The 21,306-nt window shown below is 38.0% G+C and carries 18 protein-coding genes; 8 read left to right on the top strand and 10 right to left on the bottom strand.

What is annotated here, in order from left to right:
• Positions 1–4: 4 nt before the first annotated feature.
• The 4 genes from qoxC to G4D63_RS16225 all read right to left on the bottom strand — a co-directional run bounded on the left by qoxC (position 5) and on the right by G4D63_RS16225 (position 4,302).
• Entirely contained in the window at positions 5–610 is a 606-nt protein-coding gene (gene qoxC / locus G4D63_RS16240) for a cytochrome aa3 quinol oxidase subunit III (protein ID WP_163180734.1), read from the bottom strand.
• Complete coding sequence (gene qoxB / locus G4D63_RS16235) at positions 600–2,576, bottom strand: cytochrome aa3 quinol oxidase subunit I (RefSeq protein WP_163180733.1); 1,977 nt, start codon at positions 2,574–2,576, stop codon at positions 600–602. Before qoxB ends, qoxC begins: the two co-directional genes overlap by 11 nt.
• The gene (gene qoxA / locus G4D63_RS16230) at positions 2,566–3,540 is read right to left on the bottom strand and encodes a cytochrome aa3 quinol oxidase subunit II (protein WP_163180864.1); all 975 of its coding nucleotides are present in this window, start codon (positions 3,538–3,540) and stop codon (positions 2,566–2,568) included. Before qoxA ends, qoxB begins: the two co-directional genes overlap by 11 nt.
• Positions 3,541–4,071: 531 nt before the next feature.
• Positions 4,072–4,302 (bottom strand): excisionase family DNA-binding protein, encoded by a 231-nt coding sequence (locus tag G4D63_RS16225; RefSeq protein ID WP_163180732.1) that lies wholly within the window; start codon positions 4,300–4,302, stop codon positions 4,072–4,074.
• 448 nt (positions 4,303–4,750) lie between these two features.
• Between G4D63_RS16225 and G4D63_RS16220 the strand changes: the two genes are divergently transcribed.
• From G4D63_RS16220 to G4D63_RS16210, 3 genes are read left to right on the top strand one after another with little or no spacing between them, the layout of a single operon-like run.
• Complete coding sequence (locus tag G4D63_RS16220; RefSeq protein WP_163180731.1) at positions 4,751–6,019, top strand: ammonium transporter; 1,269 nt, start codon at positions 4,751–4,753, stop codon at positions 6,017–6,019.
• Positions 6,020–6,077: 58 nt separating this feature from the next.
• Positions 6,078–7,055 (top strand): DUF294 nucleotidyltransferase-like domain-containing protein, encoded by a 978-nt coding sequence (locus G4D63_RS16215; RefSeq protein ID WP_163180730.1) that lies wholly within the window; start codon positions 6,078–6,080, stop codon positions 7,053–7,055.
• A gap of 6 nt (positions 7,056–7,061) precedes the next feature.
• A complete protein-coding gene (locus G4D63_RS16210; protein ID WP_163180729.1) occupies positions 7,062–7,796 on the top strand; it encodes an exonuclease domain-containing protein in 735 nt (244 codons plus the stop codon).
• 60 nt (positions 7,797–7,856) lie between these two features.
• On the opposite strand, the gene G4D63_RS16205 is transcribed toward G4D63_RS16210, so the two are convergent.
• Together G4D63_RS16205 and G4D63_RS16200 are read right to left on the bottom strand one after the other, a co-directional pair.
• Positions 7,857–9,224, bottom strand: coding sequence for an FAD-binding oxidoreductase (locus tag G4D63_RS16205; protein ID WP_420837827.1), 1,368 nt, complete (start codon positions 9,222–9,224; stop codon positions 7,857–7,859).
• A gap of 17 nt (positions 9,225–9,241) precedes the next feature.
• Positions 9,242–10,360 (bottom strand): NAD(P)/FAD-dependent oxidoreductase, encoded by a 1,119-nt coding sequence (locus G4D63_RS16200; protein WP_163180728.1) that lies wholly within the window; start codon positions 10,358–10,360, stop codon positions 9,242–9,244.
• A 154-nt stretch (positions 10,361–10,514) separates the two neighbouring features.
• Between G4D63_RS16200 and G4D63_RS16195 the strand changes: the two genes are divergently transcribed.
• The 3 genes from G4D63_RS16195 to G4D63_RS16185 all read left to right on the top strand — a co-directional run bounded on the left by G4D63_RS16195 (position 10,515) and on the right by G4D63_RS16185 (position 15,033).
• On the top strand, positions 10,515–12,488 hold the full coding sequence (locus G4D63_RS16195) for an LTA synthase family protein (protein WP_163180727.1): 1,974 nt from the start codon (positions 10,515–10,517) through the stop codon (positions 12,486–12,488).
• 130 nt (positions 12,489–12,618) lie between these two features.
• Positions 12,619–13,980 (top strand): cytochrome ubiquinol oxidase subunit I, encoded by a 1,362-nt coding sequence (locus G4D63_RS16190; RefSeq protein WP_163180726.1) that lies wholly within the window; start codon positions 12,619–12,621, stop codon positions 13,978–13,980.
• Between the two features lie 12 nt (positions 13,981–13,992).
• Entirely contained in the window at positions 13,993–15,033 is a 1,041-nt protein-coding gene (locus G4D63_RS16185; RefSeq protein WP_163180725.1) for a cytochrome d ubiquinol oxidase subunit II, read from the top strand.
• 262 nt (positions 15,034–15,295) lie between these two features.
• On the opposite strand, the gene htpG is transcribed toward G4D63_RS16185, so the two are convergent.
• Both htpG and G4D63_RS16175 read right to left on the bottom strand, forming a co-directional pair.
• A complete protein-coding gene (htpG, locus tag G4D63_RS16180; protein ID WP_163180724.1) occupies positions 15,296–17,170 on the bottom strand; it encodes a molecular chaperone HtpG in 1,875 nt (624 codons plus the stop codon).
• A 273-nt stretch (positions 17,171–17,443) separates the two neighbouring features.
• Positions 17,444–18,307, bottom strand: a complete 864-nt coding sequence (locus G4D63_RS16175; RefSeq protein WP_163180723.1) for a metal-dependent hydrolase — start codon at positions 18,305–18,307, stop codon at positions 17,444–17,446.
• A gap of 423 nt (positions 18,308–18,730) precedes the next feature.
• On the opposite strand from G4D63_RS16175, the gene G4D63_RS16170 reads away from it, so the two are divergent.
• Entirely contained in the window at positions 18,731–19,165 is a 435-nt protein-coding gene (locus G4D63_RS16170; RefSeq protein WP_163180722.1) for a hypothetical protein, read from the top strand.
• Positions 19,153–19,443 carry a YxcD family protein gene (locus G4D63_RS16165; protein WP_163180721.1) on the top strand — a complete coding sequence of 97 codons (291 nt, stop codon included), beginning with the start codon at positions 19,153–19,155 and terminating at the stop codon, positions 19,441–19,443. The genes G4D63_RS16170 and G4D63_RS16165 overlap by 13 nt, the downstream gene beginning before the upstream one ends.
• Positions 19,444–19,503: 60 nt before the next feature.
• Here the strand turns inward: G4D63_RS16165 and truA are convergent, their stop codons facing one another.
• Positions 19,504–20,244, bottom strand: coding sequence for a tRNA pseudouridine(38-40) synthase TruA (truA, locus tag G4D63_RS16160; protein ID WP_163180720.1), 741 nt, complete (start codon positions 20,242–20,244; stop codon positions 19,504–19,506).
• A 73-nt stretch (positions 20,245–20,317) separates the two neighbouring features.
• On the bottom strand, positions 20,318–21,268 hold the full coding sequence (locus tag G4D63_RS16155) for a DUF4145 domain-containing protein (protein ID WP_163180719.1): 951 nt from the start codon (positions 21,266–21,268) through the stop codon (positions 20,318–20,320).
• Between the last annotated feature and the right edge of the window lie 38 nt (positions 21,269–21,306).

Here is a 21,306-nt window from a genome sequence, read left to right as displayed (position 1 = left end):
GCATCTATAACACCATCCCTTTTAAATAAACGAATGTGAAGATAAAGATCCAAATGACATCAAGAAAGTGCCAGTATAGACCAATAATAAATACTTTACGAGCTGTAACAGGTGTTAGCCCTCTTTTTAGTAATTGCATGATAATTAAAATTGCCCAACCAATTCCCATAGCAACGTGCAATCCGTGCGTACCCAATAGAACAAAGAAGCTTGAAAGAAATGCACTCGTCTGCATGGTTGCTCCTAAGTGAACATAATGAATAAATTCATTAATCTCCATGATTAGAAAGCCCAGACCTAACATTAGCGTAATAACTAACCAAGTAATTAAGCCTTTTAGATTATTGCGGCGCATTTGCCAAATGGCAACACCACATGTAAAGCTACTGGTTAAAAGTAGAACCGTTTGAATCATTACTTCTTTTATTAAGATGATATCCTGGTGAGTTGGTCCACCTGCATAATTCTGACCTAACACCCCGTATACTGCAAACAAGGTAGCAAATAATACAATCTCAGCACCTAGGAAAATCCAGAATCCCAATATATTCATACGACTTTGCTCTGATTGATATTCTAATGGCAGTGACGTATTTAAACTAGCTGACATGATTATGCACCTCACCCTCTACATTTCTCCAAGCACGCTCAGTTTCACTAATCTCATCAACATGAATATGATATCCATCGTTATAATCAAATGAGCGGACAATTAAGCAGGCAATAATCCCAATACCAAAAACTAATGCTGCAATGTGTGCTTCAAATACTAGGAAGAAACCAGCGACAGTAAAGATACCCGCCATGATTATTGGTAGTCCTGAGTTACTTGGCATATGAATCTCTTCTAGCTCACTCTCTTTTATCGTTAATCCTTCATTATTCTTTTTCATATACCAGAAAGCATCAATACCTTTTACTTCTGGTAGCTTTGCAAAGTTATAATATTGTACTGGTGAAGCAGTTGCCCATTCAAGTGTTCTAGCATCCCAAGGGTCACTAGAAATATTACGATCTGCATAACGAATACTCCAGTAGATGTTGTAACAGAATACTGCAAATCCGATCGCTAAAACGACTGAGCCAATAGCAGATAATAAGAATAAACTAGCGAATCCTGATTCAACAGAATACGTGTGAGCACGTCTTACCGCTCCATCTAATCCAAGGAAGAACATCGGCATAAATGTTACTTTAAAACCGATTACAAATAACCAGAAGTGCCACTTTCCAAGTTTTTCGTTCAGCATATGACCGAACATTTTTGGCCACCAGTAGTATAGTCCTGCGAATACCGCGAACACAACACCTGGAATTAATACATAGTGGAAGTGAGCAACTAGGAACAACGTGTTATGGTACTGATAGTCAGCAGCACCCATCGCAAGCATTACCCCTGTAACTCCACCGATTGTAAAGCATGGAACAAAAGCAAGTGACCATAACATGGCAGTACTAAACTTAATTCGACCTTTTCTCATTGTAAATAACCAGTTAAAGATCTTAACTCCGGTTGGAACGGCAATCAACATGGTTGTAATTGAGAAGAATGAGTTTACTAATGGTCCAGAGCCCATTGTATAGAAATGGTGAACCCACACAATCATACTTAAGAATGCAATACCGACAATTGCATATACCATGGATTTATATCCATATAGTGACTTACGTGCAAATGTAGCAATAACTTCTGAGAAAATACCGAATGCAGGTAAAGCTACAATATATACTTCAGGATGTCCCCATAACCAGAATAAGTTAGCCCAAAGCATATCACTTCCTCCAGCAGATACTGTGAAGAAATGTGTTCCATACAGTCGATCAAATGTCATTAGAGCAAGTGCAACTGTGAAGATTGGGAAAGCGGCAACGATGATGACCGACGTAACTAAAGTCGTCCACGTAAACATTGGCATTCTCATAAGAGTCAAACCTTTAGTGCGCATCTTTAAAATCGTTACGATAAAGTTAATCCCTGTCATCAATGTACCAATCCCGGCAATCTGAAGGGCAATTGCATAATAGTTGTTCGCAATACTTGGACTGAATTCCTTACCCGCTAGTGGAAAGTAAGACGTCCAACCAGCATCAGGAGATCCACCAATAACGAAAGAGATATTAAATAACATCGCACCACTCATAAATAACCAAAAGCTTAGTGCATTTAATTGAGGAAATGCAACATCTCTCGCTCCAATTTGGAGAGGGATGACCACGTTCATTAAACCAATCAAGAATGGCATTGCCATGAATAGAATCATGATTACACCATGAGTTGTGAAGATTTCATTATAGTGCTGAGAAGATAATAACTCCATCTCAGGTCTTGAAGTTTGAGCCTTCATTAATAATCCATCTATACCACCACGGAAGAACATTAATACCGCAGCTATAATATACATAATCCCAATTCGCTTATGATCAACAGTGGTTAACCATTCTCTCCAAAGGTACTTCCACTTTTTCAAATAGGTGACTCCAAAAATGATCCCAATCATCGTTAAAGCAATAGATATTTGCGCTCCAAGTATTAACGGATCACCCGTAATTAACATTTCATCCCATCTAATGCCCACTGTGGTCACCTCCGTGTTCTTCATGTTCGTCATGTTCTTCATGCTCGTCGTGTTGATGATCATGCTCATCAGCCTCGGAGTCATTTTTATAATTATCTTCCTCTTCAAACGTTCTACCTTGGTATCCATGGTATTCATACAACTCTGGGTTCGTATAAGACTTTGAGTTAGCATCCGCATGGTTTACCCACTCAAGATGAGTGTTAGAGAAAGTTAATCTACCTAAATGTGTTGGTTTAAGTAGTTCTTCATATTCGTCTTCTGTTAATTTTGGTGCTGTATCTCGTACCTCATTTACCCACTCATCAAATTCCTGATGTGTTTGTGCAAGTACTTCAAATTCCATTCCCGTATAACCACGACCATTAAAGTTCGTGTTTCTTCCAAAATAAGACCCTGGATTATCAGCAACTAAATACATTTGAGTTTCCATCTTATTCATAGTGTATTTTTGTCCCCCGAGAGCTGGTACCCAGAATGACTGCATCGTCCCTGCAGACGTTAGTCTGAAATCAATTGGTCGGTCTTCTGGGATATTCACATAGTTAATGGTCTCAATGTCTTGCTCAGGATAACTAAAAATCCATTTCCAATCTGCTGAAGTAACATGTATAACAAGCGGCTCATGATTCTCAAATCCTTTAGGCACTTCCTCAAGTGCGTATAGGGTTTTAACCGTTGGAATCGTAAGGGCAATTACAATTAAAATCGGGATAGCTGTCCAGATAATTTCAAGCACCGTACTACCATGCTCTTCTGGTGGCTCATAGTCCATGTTCTCTGGTCTTTCTCTGTACTTCCAAACGATGTAACCAAATAAACCAAATACAACAACCACAACAAGAAGCATCCACATAATTGACCAATTAATTAAATCTGCAATACTTTGCGCCACAGGACCTTGAGGTTCTAGTACAACTAGATTAGTCTCACATCCACTGAGCAAAAATGCTGCAGACATCATTAATAGGAATGAAATAAATCCTTTTCGCTTCACATTCTCATCTCCTTATATTCATGGAAATTTATAATTGTAAATAAAATATTAAGTTTGTGATTGTTTTCACAAATATGTCACACTTAAAGAGAGTTTGTTCAACAATTCACAAACTTGCCATAAAAAACAGGTTATTTATTTAAAATGGTCAGGCCTATAAAAGATCTTTTACATCGGAGATCAAGATATAACCTCCCTGTAAATGAATTGTATCACAGCCACCTAAGAAAGGCTGTGACAGAATTAGGAACAGAATGTGACAAAAATAAGAAGGAAATATTAAACTCTTTTGGGACATACACAAGAAGGATCATCGACCTACGTTGTTGTTTCAGCAGACCACAGGAGGATTGATTTTAGCTCTTAAACACGAAAATGTCCTTCTCAAGCGAAAATGGAAGGACATTTTTCTGACCATTATCCAAACAAGTCCCTCATTTAAGCTACAAGGGATCTTTTCTTACATCTACTATGACGAAATTTTTTATAGGTACTTTTTTAATCCTCATCCTTTATATCCACATCTTCTGGAACAGGCTCCCTTAAAAAGTCCTCTACAATGCCTTTATATTTCTCAACTTGTTTCAAATGGGTATCAAACTGATCCTTATTTATCAAGAATCCTTCTCCATCATGAATATATTTAATTTTCCTCTGATTGATTAATTTTACGATTTCACTTTCTTTAACTGCTAAATATTCCGCAGTTTCTTTTATCGATAAATACATATTCTTCACTCTTTTCCTATAATCTACATTTTAATAACTAAGACACAGACAAATTATTCAATAAAACCAAATTTTTTAACAAAATCTATTTTCGTATTGTTCATGTGAAAATCATCTCAAACCCCGAATTTCTCCTTAGTAGGGCGATTCCATTTTACATGAATAGACTTCCTCTTTTCAAATTAACACCTAATTAAGCCAAGTACGATCGAAACCTCCAAACTAAAGTTTAACTAGCACCAAAGTTTTTGAAAAAGCACTTTACTGATTACAACAAGGTTGGAAACCCTTTCATGTTATATCATATGACATAATATATAAAATTTTCAGATTTTTCGTTGACTTTTTCCTCTTCATGGCATAAATTATAGATATCAAGAGGTTATGTTAGTTTTTGTAACATGTATTGTAATGAGATGTAACTAAAAATTTTTAGGGGGAAAACGGTTTGGATACTACATTTTTACTCAATAGTGTATGGGTCATGCTTAGTGCAATTCTTGTTATTTTTATGTTAGGTGGATTTATACTACTCGAAGCAGGTTCTACCCGAATGAAAAATGCTGGTCATATTGCGGGTAAGACGATCTTCACCTACGGATTAGCTTCACTAGTATTCTGGGCAGTTGGCTATGGTTTTATCTTTGGAGGAAATGCAAACTTCTTAGTTGGGATGTCCGATTTCTTTTATTCGGGTTATGATTCGGAAGGAGCAGCATTATCTGGTTCAGTATTCTTCTTATTCCAACTAGCCTTTTCAGGAATTGCGATTACCATTGCACTTGGCGGGTTTGCAGAACGTGCAAAGTTATCTGTTTATCTACTATTCACTATCCTCTTCTCTGCACTTGTCTATCCGGTAGTCGCTCATTGGATTTGGGGCGGCGGTTGGTTAGCTGAACACGGCAAGCAAGATTTTGCTGGATCAACCGTTGTTCACTTAACAGGTGCAATGGCTGCTTTAGCTGCAACTATTCTTCTTAAGCCTCGTATCGGTAAGTATAATAAAGATGGCTCCGCAAATAACATTTTCGGTCACAACCAAGTTTATACTGCACTAGGGGTACTCATTCTATGGATCGGTTGGTTTGGATTCAATGCGGGTAGCACAGTATCTGTTGATGGCGCCTTCTTTGGTTTTGTTGCATTAAATACAAACTTAGCTGCTGGAGCAGGCGCGGTTGCTGCGTTACTAATCTCATGGTTAGTCTTAGGGAAGTCAGATGTACCAACTATTTTAAATGGTGCATTAGCAGGACTTGTTGCCATCACAGCATCCTGCGCATTTGTAGATACTTGGGCAGCTGTATTAATCGGGTTTATTGCTGGGGTTTTAGTATTCTATAGCGCGAGATTCTTTGAAAAGAAGAAGATTGACGATCCAATCTATGCATTGTCTGTTCATGGAGCAGCAGGTGTATGGGGAACCTTATCTACTGGATTCTTTGCAACTCCAGAGCTAGCTACAGTTGGTTTGCCTGGATTATTTTACGGTGGTGGATTCGCACAGCTTGGCGTACAATTAATGGGAGTTGTATCTGCTGGAGCTTACGCATTCATCGTTTCCTTCGTGTTACTAATAATTTGTAAGGCCGTCCTAAAAGGTCTTCGCGTAACAGAAGAAGAAGAGATTATGGGATTAGACGTGAGTGAGCACGGAAGCTACGGTTATCCTGAAGTATTCTTAGATTCAAAAAGCGAAAAATTTAGTTCATAAGGATGTTGGAAACACAAAAGTTACTCTTTTGTGTTTCTTTATTTAGAGGAAGTGACCTATGACTGCAAATAATGAAGTTTACAAAGCCATTAAAGAATGGAAGGAACAGCATATTTATACATTCCATTCTTCAGAGCAATTGAACACCTTCCATGACAGTATAATGATAGCATTTTTCCAGGAGTGCTTTAAGGAGTACAAAGAGGAACACGGAGAATCCCCATGTGAATTTAGCTGGTTTGTCTTAGGCAGTGCTGGTCGTTTTGAACAGGGTTATGTTAGCGACCAGGATCACGGGATTGTCTTTGAAGCAGATACATTAGAAGCTACTAACTATTTCTTAACATTTGGTGAAAAACTTTCAAATGGTTTAGTTCAATTAGGGTATCCGTATTGCGATGGCAAGGTCATGAGCTCAAATCCCATTTGGTGTAAATCTTTTTCGGGATGGGCCGACCAGATAAACCAATGGACTTTAGAAGAAAGTCTAGATTCGATTAGATATCTACAGATTTTTTATGATGCTAGAGTGCTTGTTGGTAAGAAGAAAATGATTAATGCATTTAAAAAAAGGATTCTTGATCAAAATCTAGAACACCCTCGATTGTTACAAAGGTTTCTAGATAATATAAGACACATCAAAAAATCCGTTGGGGTATTTGGACAGCTATATGTTCAACAAACCGGACCTTATGCTGGATCAATTGACTTAAAGCACGCCGCCTTCTTACCTTATGTCAATGCCATTCGATTACTCGCCATTAAAGAAGGGATTTACGAAAGCTCCACCCTATCAAGATTCGATTGTCTCCGTAAGCTCGACACATACAATCGGGAATTAAAACCCTATCAAGATCGCTTTAAAACATTGTTAGAGTTCCGAATTGCTTCATATAAGAAAGACGATTCATATTCAGAGTCACATTACCTCTCCATCAAAACATTAACTCAAAGCGAAAAAAAATTAATAAAGCAGATTCTTAAGGACGGAGTGAGACTTCATCACTTTGTACAAAACTGCATTGAAAAAGGGTGATTGAAAGTGGCATATAATCCAATTATTCACCTCCTAAAGGGGATTCATGGAAGAATAAACAGTGGTATTCTCAGTGGCATGCAGGGACAACAATCTCCTCAAAATGTTGCCTTTCTTCGCGAGCTTCATAGGGAAATTCGCAAAGAACAGGTTATGTATGAACCTCTAAATAAGCTCAATGCTGTTGTATTTGATATTGAAACTACAGGGTTTTTCCCAGATAAAGGTGACGTTATTTTATCCATCGGTGCAATAAAGGTTGATGGAGGAATCATAAAGGAAGAGGATACGTTTTACTCTCTGGTCTTTCATAATGAAGATCTCTCCCCTGAACTCACTCACTTAACTGGAATTCGAAAAGAAGATCTTTTAAATGCGCCAAATTTATCAAGTGTACTTCTTCAATTCTTTGAATTTGCTAAGGATGCTGTACTAGTTGCTCATCACGCCAATCATGAGAAAACATTTCTTCAGCATTCAAGTTGGAAGTTATTCCGCACCCCCTTGAAGCACCGGATTCTAGATACTTCCTTTCTATTTAAAATTGCTGACCCTGACCTTCAACTAGTCCGGCTAGAAGATCTTTGTGTCTATCACGATATCCCTGTTGTGGAACGACATCACGCTCTAGGAGACGCTAGATTAACAGCTAAACTTTGGAGTATATATATAGAAAAAATCATCCAACTTGGTATTGTTAATATGAATGACTTGTACGAGGCACTTTCGAAAGTAAGATAATTACTAAGATTCAAGGAAGAGGCTACTGAATTTCAGCAGCCTCCTTTTACTATTAATCTCTTAATACTTATCAATAATCTTGTCTGGATTTAAAATACACTGTGGATCTAACATTTTTTTAATACCCGACATAATGTTAAGCGCATCTCCATGCTCTAGCTTTTGGTACTTCTTCTTACCAATTCCTACCCCGTGTTCACCAGTACAAGTTCCACCTCTTGCTAATGCATAGGTAACTAAATGCTCGTTATATCGATCAGCTTTTTCTATATCTTCTTTTTTGGACTTATCAATCATTAGCAGGGTGTGGAAATTCCCATCGCCCACATGACCCAGAATCGCACCATCAAGACCAGTTTGATCCATCGCCTGGCGAGCATCGATGATTGCACCAGCGAGCTCTGAAATAGGTACACAAACATCCGTGATCATCATATCAAGACTAGGAAAACCATGAAGAAACGCATATGCCAAGTGGTGACGCGCTTCCCAAAGCTGCTGAACTGCCTTGGAGTCCGTTTCAAAAACAAAATCACTACACCCCTGATCCACCAACAGCTCTTTTGTAAATTCAACATCCTGAGCTAACCCTGCTTTATTTCCATGAAACTCTAAAAAGAGAGTCGGCTTCTCTTGATAACTAGTTTTACTGTAGATATTCACCTGCTTAACTGAACGAGCATCTACCAACTCACATCTAGCAATCGGAATGCCTGCTTGAAGGATGGAAGCAACTGCATTCACAGCATCCTCAATCTCCGAGAAAATGGCTCTTGCTGCCATGATTGCCTCAGGAATGCCATAGACTTTGAGCGTTATTTCTGAAAAAACCCCTAATGTTCCTTCCGAACCGACAAACATTGAATTAAGATGATAGCCGGAAGAAGATTTTGATGCTAAATTTCCAGTATGAGTGACCGTTCCATCTGCTAAGACGACCTCTAAGTTCCTAACCTGATCACGCATAATCCCGTAACGAACCGATGTCGTTCCACTTGCATTCGTCGCCGCCATTCCACCAATCGTTGCGTCAGCCCCAGGGTCTACCGGAAAGAACAGTCCGTGTTTCTTTAATTCTTTATTTAGCTTTGAACGTGTTACTCCAGGTTGGACTTTAACCAAGAAATCCTTATCTCTGATCTCTACTATTTGATCCATTAAAGATAGGTCGATGGTTATTCCACCTCCATATGGAATAACGTGTCCCTCCAAGCTTGAACCTACACCAAACGGAAAAACAGGTATACGATACTTGGAGGCAACTTGCATGATCCTACTAATCTCTTCTGTATGTAAGGGAAATACCACTACTTGAGGAGTAGCTGGTTCATGGTGAGACTCATCCTTACTATGCTGCTCTAAAATCGTCTCATTTGTTGAGATACGGTCACTTGGTAGCAAGTTCTGTAACTCTTTTATAAAGTCCATCATCTTCCCCTCCATCATTACTTGTCAATTGCACCACTAACACTATAATGAGATAGTTCCAATTCCGTATCTCTCCCCAACGCTAGTCTAGCTAACTCAGCTCCTAAAAAAGGACCGCTTGTTAGCCCAGAAGCTCCTAATCCATTTGCTAATAATACACCCTCTAATCCTGGAACAGCACCTATCACAGGTAGAAATCCAGGTGTAAAAGGGCGAAAGCCGACTCGTGCCTCCATGATGGTGCAACCAGAAAGACCTGGCGCAACAGCTAACGCCTTTCCTAAAACCTCATTCATCCCCGCAGCAGTCACTCTTGTATCAAACCCAACATGATCTTCATGTGTTGCACCTATAACAATTCGCCCTTCTTCAAAAGAAAGCATATATTGATCGTTCGGTGGTATAACAACAGGCCAATCACCTGTATCTTCATTTTGCCATTCAAGGTGTAGTATTTGTGCCTTTTGAGACGTTACTAAAAACTCAACACCTAAAGGCTCTAATAAATCTCGAGACCACACACCTCCAGTTATGAGTACCTGATCAGCATCAATTCCCCGTTCTTCTAATTGAATTCCATGAATCACATTATCATTATAAAGAAGCGCTGCATTTCCCTCCAAATAGGTCGCACCAAGCTTCTTTGCGCCACTCAAAAGTGCATCTTTTAAGGCTCTACCATTCACTCGTGCGCCTCCGCTTACAAAGACTGAACCATACTCCTCAGCTAATGGAGGAAACATTCTTTTCGTATCAGCAGGTGATAATATAGTAACTTCACCAATCTCAGGAGCATCCTCACGTCTCTTAAGGGCCCTCTCTACCATCTTTTCAAGCTTTTCATAATCAGTATGTAAACTAAGAGCACCCACCTTTCGATAGCCTGTCTCTGTTTCACCTAATTCTTCTAACTGCTGAATAAGTTCGGGATAGTACCTTGCTCCCGATTTTACAAGTTCATACCATGCCTTATTTCTTCTTTGGGATAGCCACGGACAAACTATACCAGCAGCAGCATCAGTAGCTTGACCATGATCTTGACGATCAACGATTGTAACCTCAGCACCCGCTTTTGCTAGGTGATAAGCGGTGGATGCACCCAGAATACCTGCTCCAACAACAATGTACTTCTTCATCTTCTACACCTTTTTCCATTCATTCTTTACTTTATTTTACAGGACAATATGGCTGGACTCAATTCTCGAACATATTTACTACATCATTTTCGTAACATTATCCTGCAAAAAAGCGTCAGTTATACTAAAATATGTAAGAAGAGGTGATATTCCATTGAAATCCTATAAATCTATTTCCCTACTTGTTTATTTTATCGTTTCCATTTCTTTTATGGAGATTTTACTGAAAGCGTTCTCAACAGGATTTACACCATCATCACGCTTTTTGCTCCCGTTCTTACTATCAAGTACCACTGCAATTCTTTTATTTATTGTATCTAGTCTTTTTAAAAATAAGACCGGATTTTTCATTGCATTTATTTTACTTATTTCTACAGGTTTCATGTATGCTAGTCAATTCATTTATCATCAATCCTTTAGAAATTTCTATAGCCTGTATTCAGCAGGAAATGCTACCCAAATCTTTGAATTCTGGAATGACATATGGGGGCTGATTCTTGAGAATTGGTTGGTTGTTCCTTTGTTCTTCGTTCCCGCTCTCATATTATTAACGATTGGTAGAAAGTTATTTGCCTTTAACAGACTCACAAAGCTCTCAGCTGTTGCTTTTGTTTGCTTACTGATCCTTCCTTATGTTGTTGGTGTAGCAATCATTTACTCTAGTGATAAAAAACAGCACTCTGCTTATGATTTGTATTTTAATAGTCATAATTCCATTCTTTCTGTTCAAAAGCTGGGTTTAATCACAATGATGCAATTGGATTTTCAACGTTCTCTAACCGGTTGGGCTCCAACGATGGAAGCGCCAGTACTAGAAGTTACTGCTCCTTTAGCACCCATTTTAATTGATGAATTAGTTGAGGATCGCAAGGAATCACTTATTAAAGTTGAATATAATACGATGGATATAGACTTTGAAAAGTTAATATCGACTGAGCAAGATCCGACTATCCAGGAAATTCATCAATATATACAAACCGTTCCAGCCACTAAGAAGAATGAATTTACAGGAATATACGAAGGGTATAATCTTGTTCTTATTACAGCAGAAAGCTTTGCACCCTATGCCGTTCATCCAGAAGTAACCCCTACCTTATATAAACTGGTTAACGAAGGCTACAAGTTTACTAACTTTTATAATCCTTTATGGGATGTGGGTACAACCGATGGTGAGTACGTCGCAAACATTGGCCTATTACCCAAAACTGGTGTATGGAGCTTTGAAGAGTCTAGTAAAAACTATTTACCTTTTGCCATGGGCAATCAGTTAAGAAAACAAGGTTACATAACAAAGGCATACCATAATCACTCTTATAAGTTTTATAGAAGGGATTTATCTCATCCAAATATGGGTTATGACTACAAAGGTCTCGGAAATGGATTAAACGTTAAGAAAACCTGGCCTGAGTCAGATGTAGAGATGTTTGAGAAGACTGTTTCGGAGTATGTGAATGAAGAAAAATTCCATGCCTACTACATGACCGTGAGTGGCCATATGCAATATAATTTTACCGGAAATATGATGGCCCACAAAAATAAAAAGCTAGTAGAAAATCTTCCTTACTCTGAAGAAGGAAAAGCCTATCTAGCAACTCAAATCGAACTAGACCGATCGCTACAGTATCTATTAACACAGCTTGAAGAAGCTGGTGTGGCAGAGAAAACGTTGATTGCCCTCAGTGCAGATCATTATCCTTATGGACTAGATCCAGTCGTGATAGATGAATTGACTGGTCATTCAGTGGAACCTACCTTTGAAATTTTCAAAAGTCCCTTCATTCTTTATACAAAAGGAATGGAACCTATGACCGTTGATAAGCTAAGCTCTAGTTTAGATATCATTCCCACTCTATCTAATCTTCTTGGACTACAATATGATTCAAGACTATTAATGGGACAGGATATTTTTTCTGATGCCGAACCAATTGTTCCATTATTGGATCGAAGCTTTCTTACGAATAAAGGTACATACAACTCAGTCACGAAACAATTTACTCCACACAAGGGAGAATCTATTGAAGAGGGTTATATTGAATTCATCTCTCATACTATTAACCAAAAATTTTATTACTCAGCCAAAATGCTCGAAACAAACTATTATCAACATGTAATTCCTCAAACAGATTAACCCAAAACGACAAGTGCCTACTTGTCGTTTTTTTATTTTACTTTTTGGCCTATGTCATTTTTTACATATAAGATTCCAATTTGGAGATGATATGGAAATATGATGAAATCCTGAAAGGACGAAAATGATTATGGATGATTTAGTAATAGCACGCTCCCTATTTGGTACCACAATGGCTTTTCACATTATTTTTGCCACTATTGGAGTAGGACTTCCGCTCATGATTTTAGCAGCAGAACTTCTCTATCAGAAAACAAAGGACCAGGATTATGCTGTCATGGCAAAACGCTGGACAAAGGCGTTTGCTGTTCTTCTTGGTGTTGGGATTCCAACGGGAACGATAGCTGGGGTTCAACTTTCATTATTATGGCCCGGATTTTTAGAAGTCGTCGCTCGTGTTATGCCGCTTCCGTTTCAAATTGAAATTTACGCATTTTTTGTGGAAGCCCTATTCATGTCCATTTATGTGTATGCGGCAGAACGTATTGCACCATGGATGAGAATTGTAAGCTTAACTCTCGTTGCACTTGGTGCACTGGCTTCTGCTGTACTCATTACCAACGTACATGCATGGCAGGGTACTCCCGCTGGGTTTAACTATGTAGACGGACAGTATGTTGATATTGATCCATGGGCAGCGTTTTTTAACCCAAGCTTTTTTGTAACAGCTACACATGTTGGACTATCAGCCTATGTAGTGGGGGCATTCGTTGTAGCATCTGTAGCATCTTTTAAAATGCTTCGGAACGAATATGGATCAAGAGTGTATAAGTTCCACAGAAAAGCATTAAGACTAAGTCTTATTATTGGAGGTATTTTTGCTTTTTTAACCGCAACAAACGGACACGAATCTGCTCAGTACCTACATAAATATCAACCAGAAAAACTAGCTGCTGCAGAGGGTTTATTTGAAACACAATCACATGCTCCACTAGCAATTGGCGGATTTACGGATCGGGAAACCCAAACTGTCAAATGGGGTATTGAAATTCCTTGGGCATTAAGTTATTTAGCCGGAGACAGCTTCGACACCGTTGTCATTGGTCTCAATGATTTCCCTGAAGAGCTTTGGCCACCTTTATTTGTTCATACTCTATTTAACGTAATGGTGTTAATTGGTACCTTACTCATTATGATTCCAATCGCTGCATTAGTATGGCGAAAGTTTTTGAAGAAGGACCGTTATCCCAAATGGTTTTTGGGTCTTTTAGTGACAACAGGTCCACTTGCTATTGTCGCCATAGAGTCTGGATGGATTGTTGCATGCTCTGGTCGTCAACCTTGGGTTATTTATCGAATTCTATCAACCGCTGCTGCCTCTACTACAGCAACAGATCTATTGCCCCTGTTCCTATTATTTATCGCTGTCTATGTTATTTTGGGCTTTGCAGTCGTTTTTGTTCTTTTATATTACTTTAGAAAGAATACTGTATTGGATGATCTTGAACGTGCTTCCAATCCGTCAAAACCATTATTTAGTTCAAACTCATAGGAGGCAAAGAGAATGGCAGATGTGCTAATTGCAATTACAGTCCTTTGGGGATTTGTATTTATTTATGCAGTCATGGCAACCATGGACTTTGGGGCAGGATTTTGGTCAATGGTCTATATTAATAGAGAGAAAACAAAAGCTACCAATATCGCCAATCGATATTTATCACCAACATGGGAGGTAACAAACACCTTCATCGTAGCATTGGTCATAGCGGTCTATAGTCTTTTCCCAGCTGCAGCTTACACACTAGGAACGATTCTTTTAATTCCGGGCAGCATGATTTTATTGTTACTCGCATTACGAAGTGCTTTCTTGGTATTTTCAAATATTGCAACTGAATACAAAAAGCCATTAACCTATATTTCCGGTATAACCGGAATTCTTATTCCAGGATTATTAATTAGTGTACTCCCAATTACGCACGGTGATTATCTAGTGTACACAAATGGAGTGCCAAGCCTAAGTCTAGAGAAACTCTTTACCAGCCCAAATGAATATGCCTTTATAGGCTTCGCCATTACTAGCTCACTTTTTCTCTCCTCGCTTCTATTAGCTGATTATTCAAAAGCTTCGAGAGAGATGGAAGCTTATAAAGTATATTTAAGGGATGGCATGATTTTGGGCCCGATTTCCTTAATAATGGCTTTCCTAATCATGTTCACGTTAAGAAATGAGGCTAACTGGCTGTACACTCGAATGATGGAAGACTTTCACCTTCTCCTAATTTCTGTCGGATTTTTTATCATTGTTGGTATTGGACTCTACTTTCCGAATCCATTTAAAAAGGGAGAAAAACTTAGAGGTATGCCGAGGCTTTCTGTTATTGCTGTAACCATCCAGTATTTAATCGCTAGCTATGTATATGGTAAGGCTCATTTACCTTATATTGTTTACCCAGAAGTAACCATTCAAAATTCCTTTACAGATCCAAACTCCTTTAGAGCCGTTTTTATTACTTATATTATCGGATTCGCGATCCTGTTTCCTGGATTCATCTATTTCTGGAGTCTATTTATGAACGATAAGCGATATTTGAGGCAAAAAGGATAAAGTAGAAATGTGCACCCATTAGAAAATGGGTGTTTTTTTATAGACTAGATTGGCTTTTAAAAGGATTTTTAGCTTACTGATTGGCTCCCACGGACCTTTATCAGCGTATTTTTTACTATATCAAGTTATAGCAAGAGTTTATCGGCGACCTCCCCTTTTTATCAGCTAAAATACCAGTATATTGGCGCAACTCGGCAAAATATCAGCGCCCTCTCTACTAAGAACAGTAAAAGGACCAGCGAATCATCGCCAGTCCTCTCTCTTACACCATAATCTTGCAAATATCATTCGTAAACTCTACTGGATCTTGAATCGGCAATCCTTCTATTAATAGAGCCTGATTGTAGAGTAGGTTTGTATATAAATGTAACTTTTCTTGATCCTTATCAAGTGCATCCTTTAATGATTGGTAAACCTCGTGATTGATATTAATTTCTAATATTTTATCAGCCTTTACGTTTTCATTGTTTGGCATGGCACTTAGGATTTTTTCCATTTCAATGGAGACTTCTCCTTCAGTTGTTAAACAAACCGGGTGAGAGCGCAACCTCTTAGAAGCTCGTACATCCTTCACTTTCCCAGATAAGCTATTTTTCATCGCTTCAAATAGCTCTTTATTTTCATTCTTTTCCTCATCGGTTTGCTGATCATTTTCCTCGATTCCCAAATCTCCACTTGATACCGATTTGAATTCTTTCTCTTTATAGTTCATCAGCATTTTGATGGCAAACTCATCAATATCCTCTGTGAAGTAAAGAATCTCATAACCCTTTTCTGCAACCAACTCTGTTTGAGGAAGTCTTTCAATTCGCTCATACGATTCACCAGAAGCATAGTAGATATACTTTTGGTCCTCTGGCATTCTTGTTACATACTCATCTAACGTAACTAGTTTCTTTTCTTTGGATGAGTAGAACATTAACAGATTTTGCAAGGAATCTTTATTGCTTCCAAAATCACTGTAAACTCCATATTTTAACTGTCGTCCAAATGACTTATAAAACAATTCATATTTCTCGCGTTCATCCTTTAAAAGGCTCTGTAGATTACTCGCGATTTTATTTTTAATATTTTTCGCAATCAGCTTTAATTGTTTATCCTGCTGCAGAATTTCCCTTGAAATGTTAAGGGACAAGTCCTCAGAATCTACCATTCCTTTTACAAAGCTAAAATAGTCTGGTAGCAGTTCCGAACATTTTTCCATGATTAAAACTCCATTAGAATACAGCTCTAAGCCCTTTTCAAATTCCTTAGAATAGTAATCGTACGGAATATTTTCCGGGATATATAAAATCGCATTATAACGTATTGCCCCATCCACACTAATATGAATATGCTTTAAAGGCTGATCAAAACCATAGTGCTTTTCCATATAAAAGTTTGCATAATCTTCATCAGTTAGTTCATTTTTGTTTTTTCTCCAAATCGGAACCATACTGTTAATCACTTGCTCTTCTGTGTATTCCGTATATTCAGAGTCACTACCCTCGGCTTTTTTACTACTAGTTATGTCCATCTTAATTGGATAACGAATGAAATCAGAATACTTCTTAATAATTGCCTTTAGACGGTATTCTTCTAGATACTCGTCATAGCTATCATCCTCGGTATTCTCCTTTATCTGCAAGATGATTTCGGTTCCTACATCACTTTTTTCGTGGGTTTCAATCGTATAGCCATCTGTACCCTTTGACTCCCACTTGTAGGCCTCTTCACTTCCTAACGCCTTACTTATAACCGTTACAACATCGGCCACCATAAACGCCGAATAAAAACCAACACCAAATTGACCAATAATATCATGGCCATCCTTGGACTCATTTTCTTTTTTGAAAGCTAGAGAACCACTCTTTGCAATCGTACCTAGGTTTTTCTCAAGCTCCTCCTTTGTCATACCAATACCAGTGTCAATTAGCTTTAATGTTCTATTATTCTTATCAGCCTCGACTTTTATATAATAGTCCTCTTTATTAAAGCTCAGCTTCTCGTCTGTTAGTGCCTTATAGTAGATTTTATCAATAGCATCACTGGCATTAGAAATTAGCTCTCGTAAAAAGATTTCCTTCTGTGAATAGATTGAGTTAATCATCATTTCTAATAATCGTTTTGATTCTGCTTTAAACTGCTTCTTTGCCATTATTAGTTCTCCTTTCACTTATGTAATTTCACCTAATTATATTTTAGCACTCTTAACACAAGAGTGCTAATCACACTATTTTAATACCATAAAATGATTGATTATGTCAATAACTTACATTTAAAAACTGATTTAAAAGATTTTTTTCTAATGATTTTAGTTACAGGCAAAACTCACCATTTAAACCTTCCTTCAGCGATAGTAAACCATTTTACGGCTTCTGCTTTTGGTAGGTCTAATTAACGCTGCAAAACTATAGATAACCCTAATTCATTATTTATCAATATAAATATATAAAAAGGATTCTCCATTTATATAAAACCTCGGATCAAATACACCCAGTTGGTTGTCATCGTTTACAACCACTACAAACGGACTCCATTTGGTGAGTGTTTCCGCTTCTGGCTTACTGGCAAATAATGCTTCTAAGTCTGCTTCCTCGTCTGAATACAGGGTAGTATGCACTTCTATTCCTGACCATAATGTGCCCAGAGCTAAATCTACTTCATTTCCATTTTTACCAACCACAGTGTATTGCCAAGGAATAAAATCGGCAGATAAGGTCACTTCCTCATACTGTGTTTTAACATCATGAAGGATCGCCATTCCTTGAGCAGTCTGAAGCGCAATGTGTAAAACAATAGCTAGCCAAGCATAGCGAAATATAGTCGTAGCTCGGATTCTAGAAAAGCGCTTCAATAAAAAAGACACCAAGAAAATCGTCCAAATAACGAAATCAATGATTGGGATCGTACCTAGAGTTAATCTAACATCAGAAATGGGCTCAAAATAACCAGTTCCCCACGCATTGAGTACATCAGAACTATTATGTATAGCAACCGCTATCATCGCAATAAAGAAATAATGACGGTGGTTTACCTTAAACAAAACTCTAACTAACCAATATATGACTAGTGCCCAAATGGGAGCTAACAAAATCGAATGGGTAATTCCTCTATGCCACATTTGATACATGCCTTCTTGATCCCATAGCTGGGAAACAATATCGATATCAGGTATCTGGCTACCTACTATAGATGTAAAAAGCAGGGCATACTTTTCCCTTTTGGTCATTTCCTCTTTTTTCGTTGCCTGGTAAATTCCAGCCCCAAACAGGGTATGTGTTACCGTATCCAAAACATCTCCTCCAATATATACAATCTGTTACTAAATTCTCTAACACGACCACACATCTACAGTGGGTTATTGTATCTATACTATAATTGACGATAAACATATCTTATAGTAGTATAAAGTCACAGCGAGAGAAAACGCTGTCCTACAACTTCATACTCCAAAGGGGAGTAGCTAACAGTTATGTCGTCATTCCGTGGTGCATATTCATCACCGGCTTAACTGGCAACATCATGTTGTTTGCGAGACCTTTGCCAATCTGGTAAAGGGATAATAATTGATATTTTAACCTTTACCATCCTTAGGTGGTAGAGGTTTTTTATATAAAGGGGAGGTATGCGGTGATTGCTGAAGCTTATCACAACACTAGATATGCTCATTTCTATTAAGATTAAATAAACCAACTATAAATGGAGGAAACCAACAATGAAAAAGCTAGCAGCCGTTATGATCGCAATCGTCCTTTTATTAACACCTGTTGGGAACTTTGTGTTCCAAGATGATGTATCAACAGCAGAAGCAAAAAGATATAAATCAGGAAAGAAAAACTTTAATAATAACAATAATACAACAAATGATTCAACCGTAGATAAGAAAGAAAATTCATCTGTTAATTCAGCAACGACCAAACCTGCCAATAAAGGTGGTTTCATGTCTGGCGGACTAATGAAAGGCCTAATGCTTGGTGGACTTGCAGGACTTCTTTTTGGTAGTCTCTTTGCTAACATGGGAATACTAGGATCGATTCTTGGCTTTATGATCAATGTGCTCGCAATCGTTGCACTCTTTGTTATCATTCGTAAAATCTTCAAGCTATTTGCAGATAAGAAGAAAAAGGATGCAAATCCATGGCAAAGCTAAAAATATCTGAACAGGATATCATCAATGCTCTTTGCGTCTACACTGCCCGCAAAAAGCAAGTAAAGCCAGAAGAAGTCGAAGTTGAACTTTTCTATGATGATGACCACGGTGGCTTCTCTGCAGAAACACACGTAGGCGGCCGCAATCAAATATTAATAACAGCAAACATCATTGAAGCCCTTCGTCTTTGGCTAGAAGAGTACCTTAACAGAGACCCATTCTCAGGTATCAAACTAGAGCTAGACGACGAAGAAGGTATCATTGCCATCATTTCATAGTGGGATCGGCTCCTTTTCCCGATTACTAAAACCCCCTCAGGTCACTGAGGGGGTTTCATTTTATTCAAAATCTATACTCTCTAAATATAATCCACCTGGTTCTGCTAGACCACCGGTTTGAACTCGTTCTTTGGACTGAAGTATTTCAGGTATACTATTTGCCTCTATTCCTCCACGCCCTACTTCAATTAACGTTCCGACAATCTTTCTGACCATATTATATAAAAAGCCATTTCCATTAATTCTGATATCTAGGAATCCACTGTTCTCTTCTATAGTAATAGAATAGATTTCCCTTACCATTGACTTTTTCTTAGACTTTGCATTGGAGTAAGCCGTAAAATCATGTTCTCCAATAAAATGCTTAGCAGCTTTCTTCATCATAGATACATCTAATTTTTCTTCAACATGCATACTGAACTTTCTCATAAACGGGTTCGTATATTCTTCGTTCCAAATCTTATATAAGTATGTCTTCGCCTTCGCATTATATCTTGAATGAAAACGTTCATGTGTTAACGACACATCCACAATACTTATATCCTGAGGCAAGTAATGATTCAAATATTTTTTAATCTCAGCTTCCGATCTACTATCACTACTCTTAAAGTTAGCAACTTGAGCTAGGGCATGTACACCCGCATCGGTTCTACCACTTCCGATGATTTCAATCTTTGTACCTACCATTTCAGATAAAACATTTTCGATTTTTGCTTGAATCGTTTGGTCGTTATCACCAAGTCTTTGCCAACCTTTATATCGGCCACCATCGTACTGAATTGTTAATTTATAGTTATTCATATTGTCTCCTTACTAAGGTTTGCTACCATTCTTATTTTACTAGTATTATCTGTTTTTCTTTGTTTTAAAGCAGTTATGATAAAGCTTTTAAAAAATCAAGTAGCTCTTCCTCGTTTTGAAATTTATATAAATAACCGTAACTTGTAGGAGTCTGACCTTTATTAATTTTCTTAGGAAAACGTCTCAAGGCAGTACTATGACGCTCTCTTTCTTCACTTTTAAAAGAATCTGCAATACTATTTGGATTCAGCATAATACTAAGTTCTTTATTGCGTAACAGGTAAATGACCTCTCCCGTCAGCTTATGCTCAAATTCTGCAGCCTTTAAGGATTCGTTAGTAAGCATGAAGTTGCTTTTTGTAAAAATGCGATATCGATTTATATTTTCTCTTTCCTTGCTAATTGCTGCTTCTTTTAATTCTTGTTTAGGAGAAAGACCCTTTAGATTATTGGTGACTTGAGCATTCTCCTTATCTGCCTTTAATAAAGCTAGCTGTTCCTGCACTTCTGTCCACATATCATCATATTTTTGCAAGGTTTGTTCTAGATACGGTTTAATTATCTCATCTATCTTATGAGAAGGGATTTCTGTTTCCAAACCAGCTCTAGTAGGAAGAGCGTATACAGGAGCTTCAAAATCATAACTCACATAAACCTGCATATACCAAACGCTCATTTCGAATAAATATTTATGTACCTGAATAGCGTCCATTACATCACTTTCACTCACATCATGGGCAGCCTTATTTCCTTTCTTTCTCACCCATTCGAGCTTCATATAAAGATCTTCCTCAATTAAACTTTGTCGATATAACTTATGAATTCGTTCATAAGCTTTAAGGGGATATACCTCTTCAATCCCCTCCTCTTTGCTAATAAGCCTTACAAGCTCTTCACTATATAAACGTGCCTGAATTAAAACTGCCTGTGGCTGACTAAATAACTGCGCTTCTATACGAGTAGCCAGCTCTCCTAACTCACTAGAAAACTGTTCAACAAATTCAAACAGAGACGAATTCCCCATACCTCTACCCCTAACCTAATCCTCTATCTAATAAACTG

The sequence above is a fragment of the Bacillus mesophilus genome (genome assembly GCF_011008845.1).
Taxonomy (GTDB): domain Bacteria; phylum Bacillota; class Bacilli; order Bacillales; family SA4; genus Bacillus_BS; species Bacillus_BS mesophilus.
Note: the sequence above shows the minus strand (reverse complement) of the source record. Positions and strands in the feature narration are given on the sequence as shown.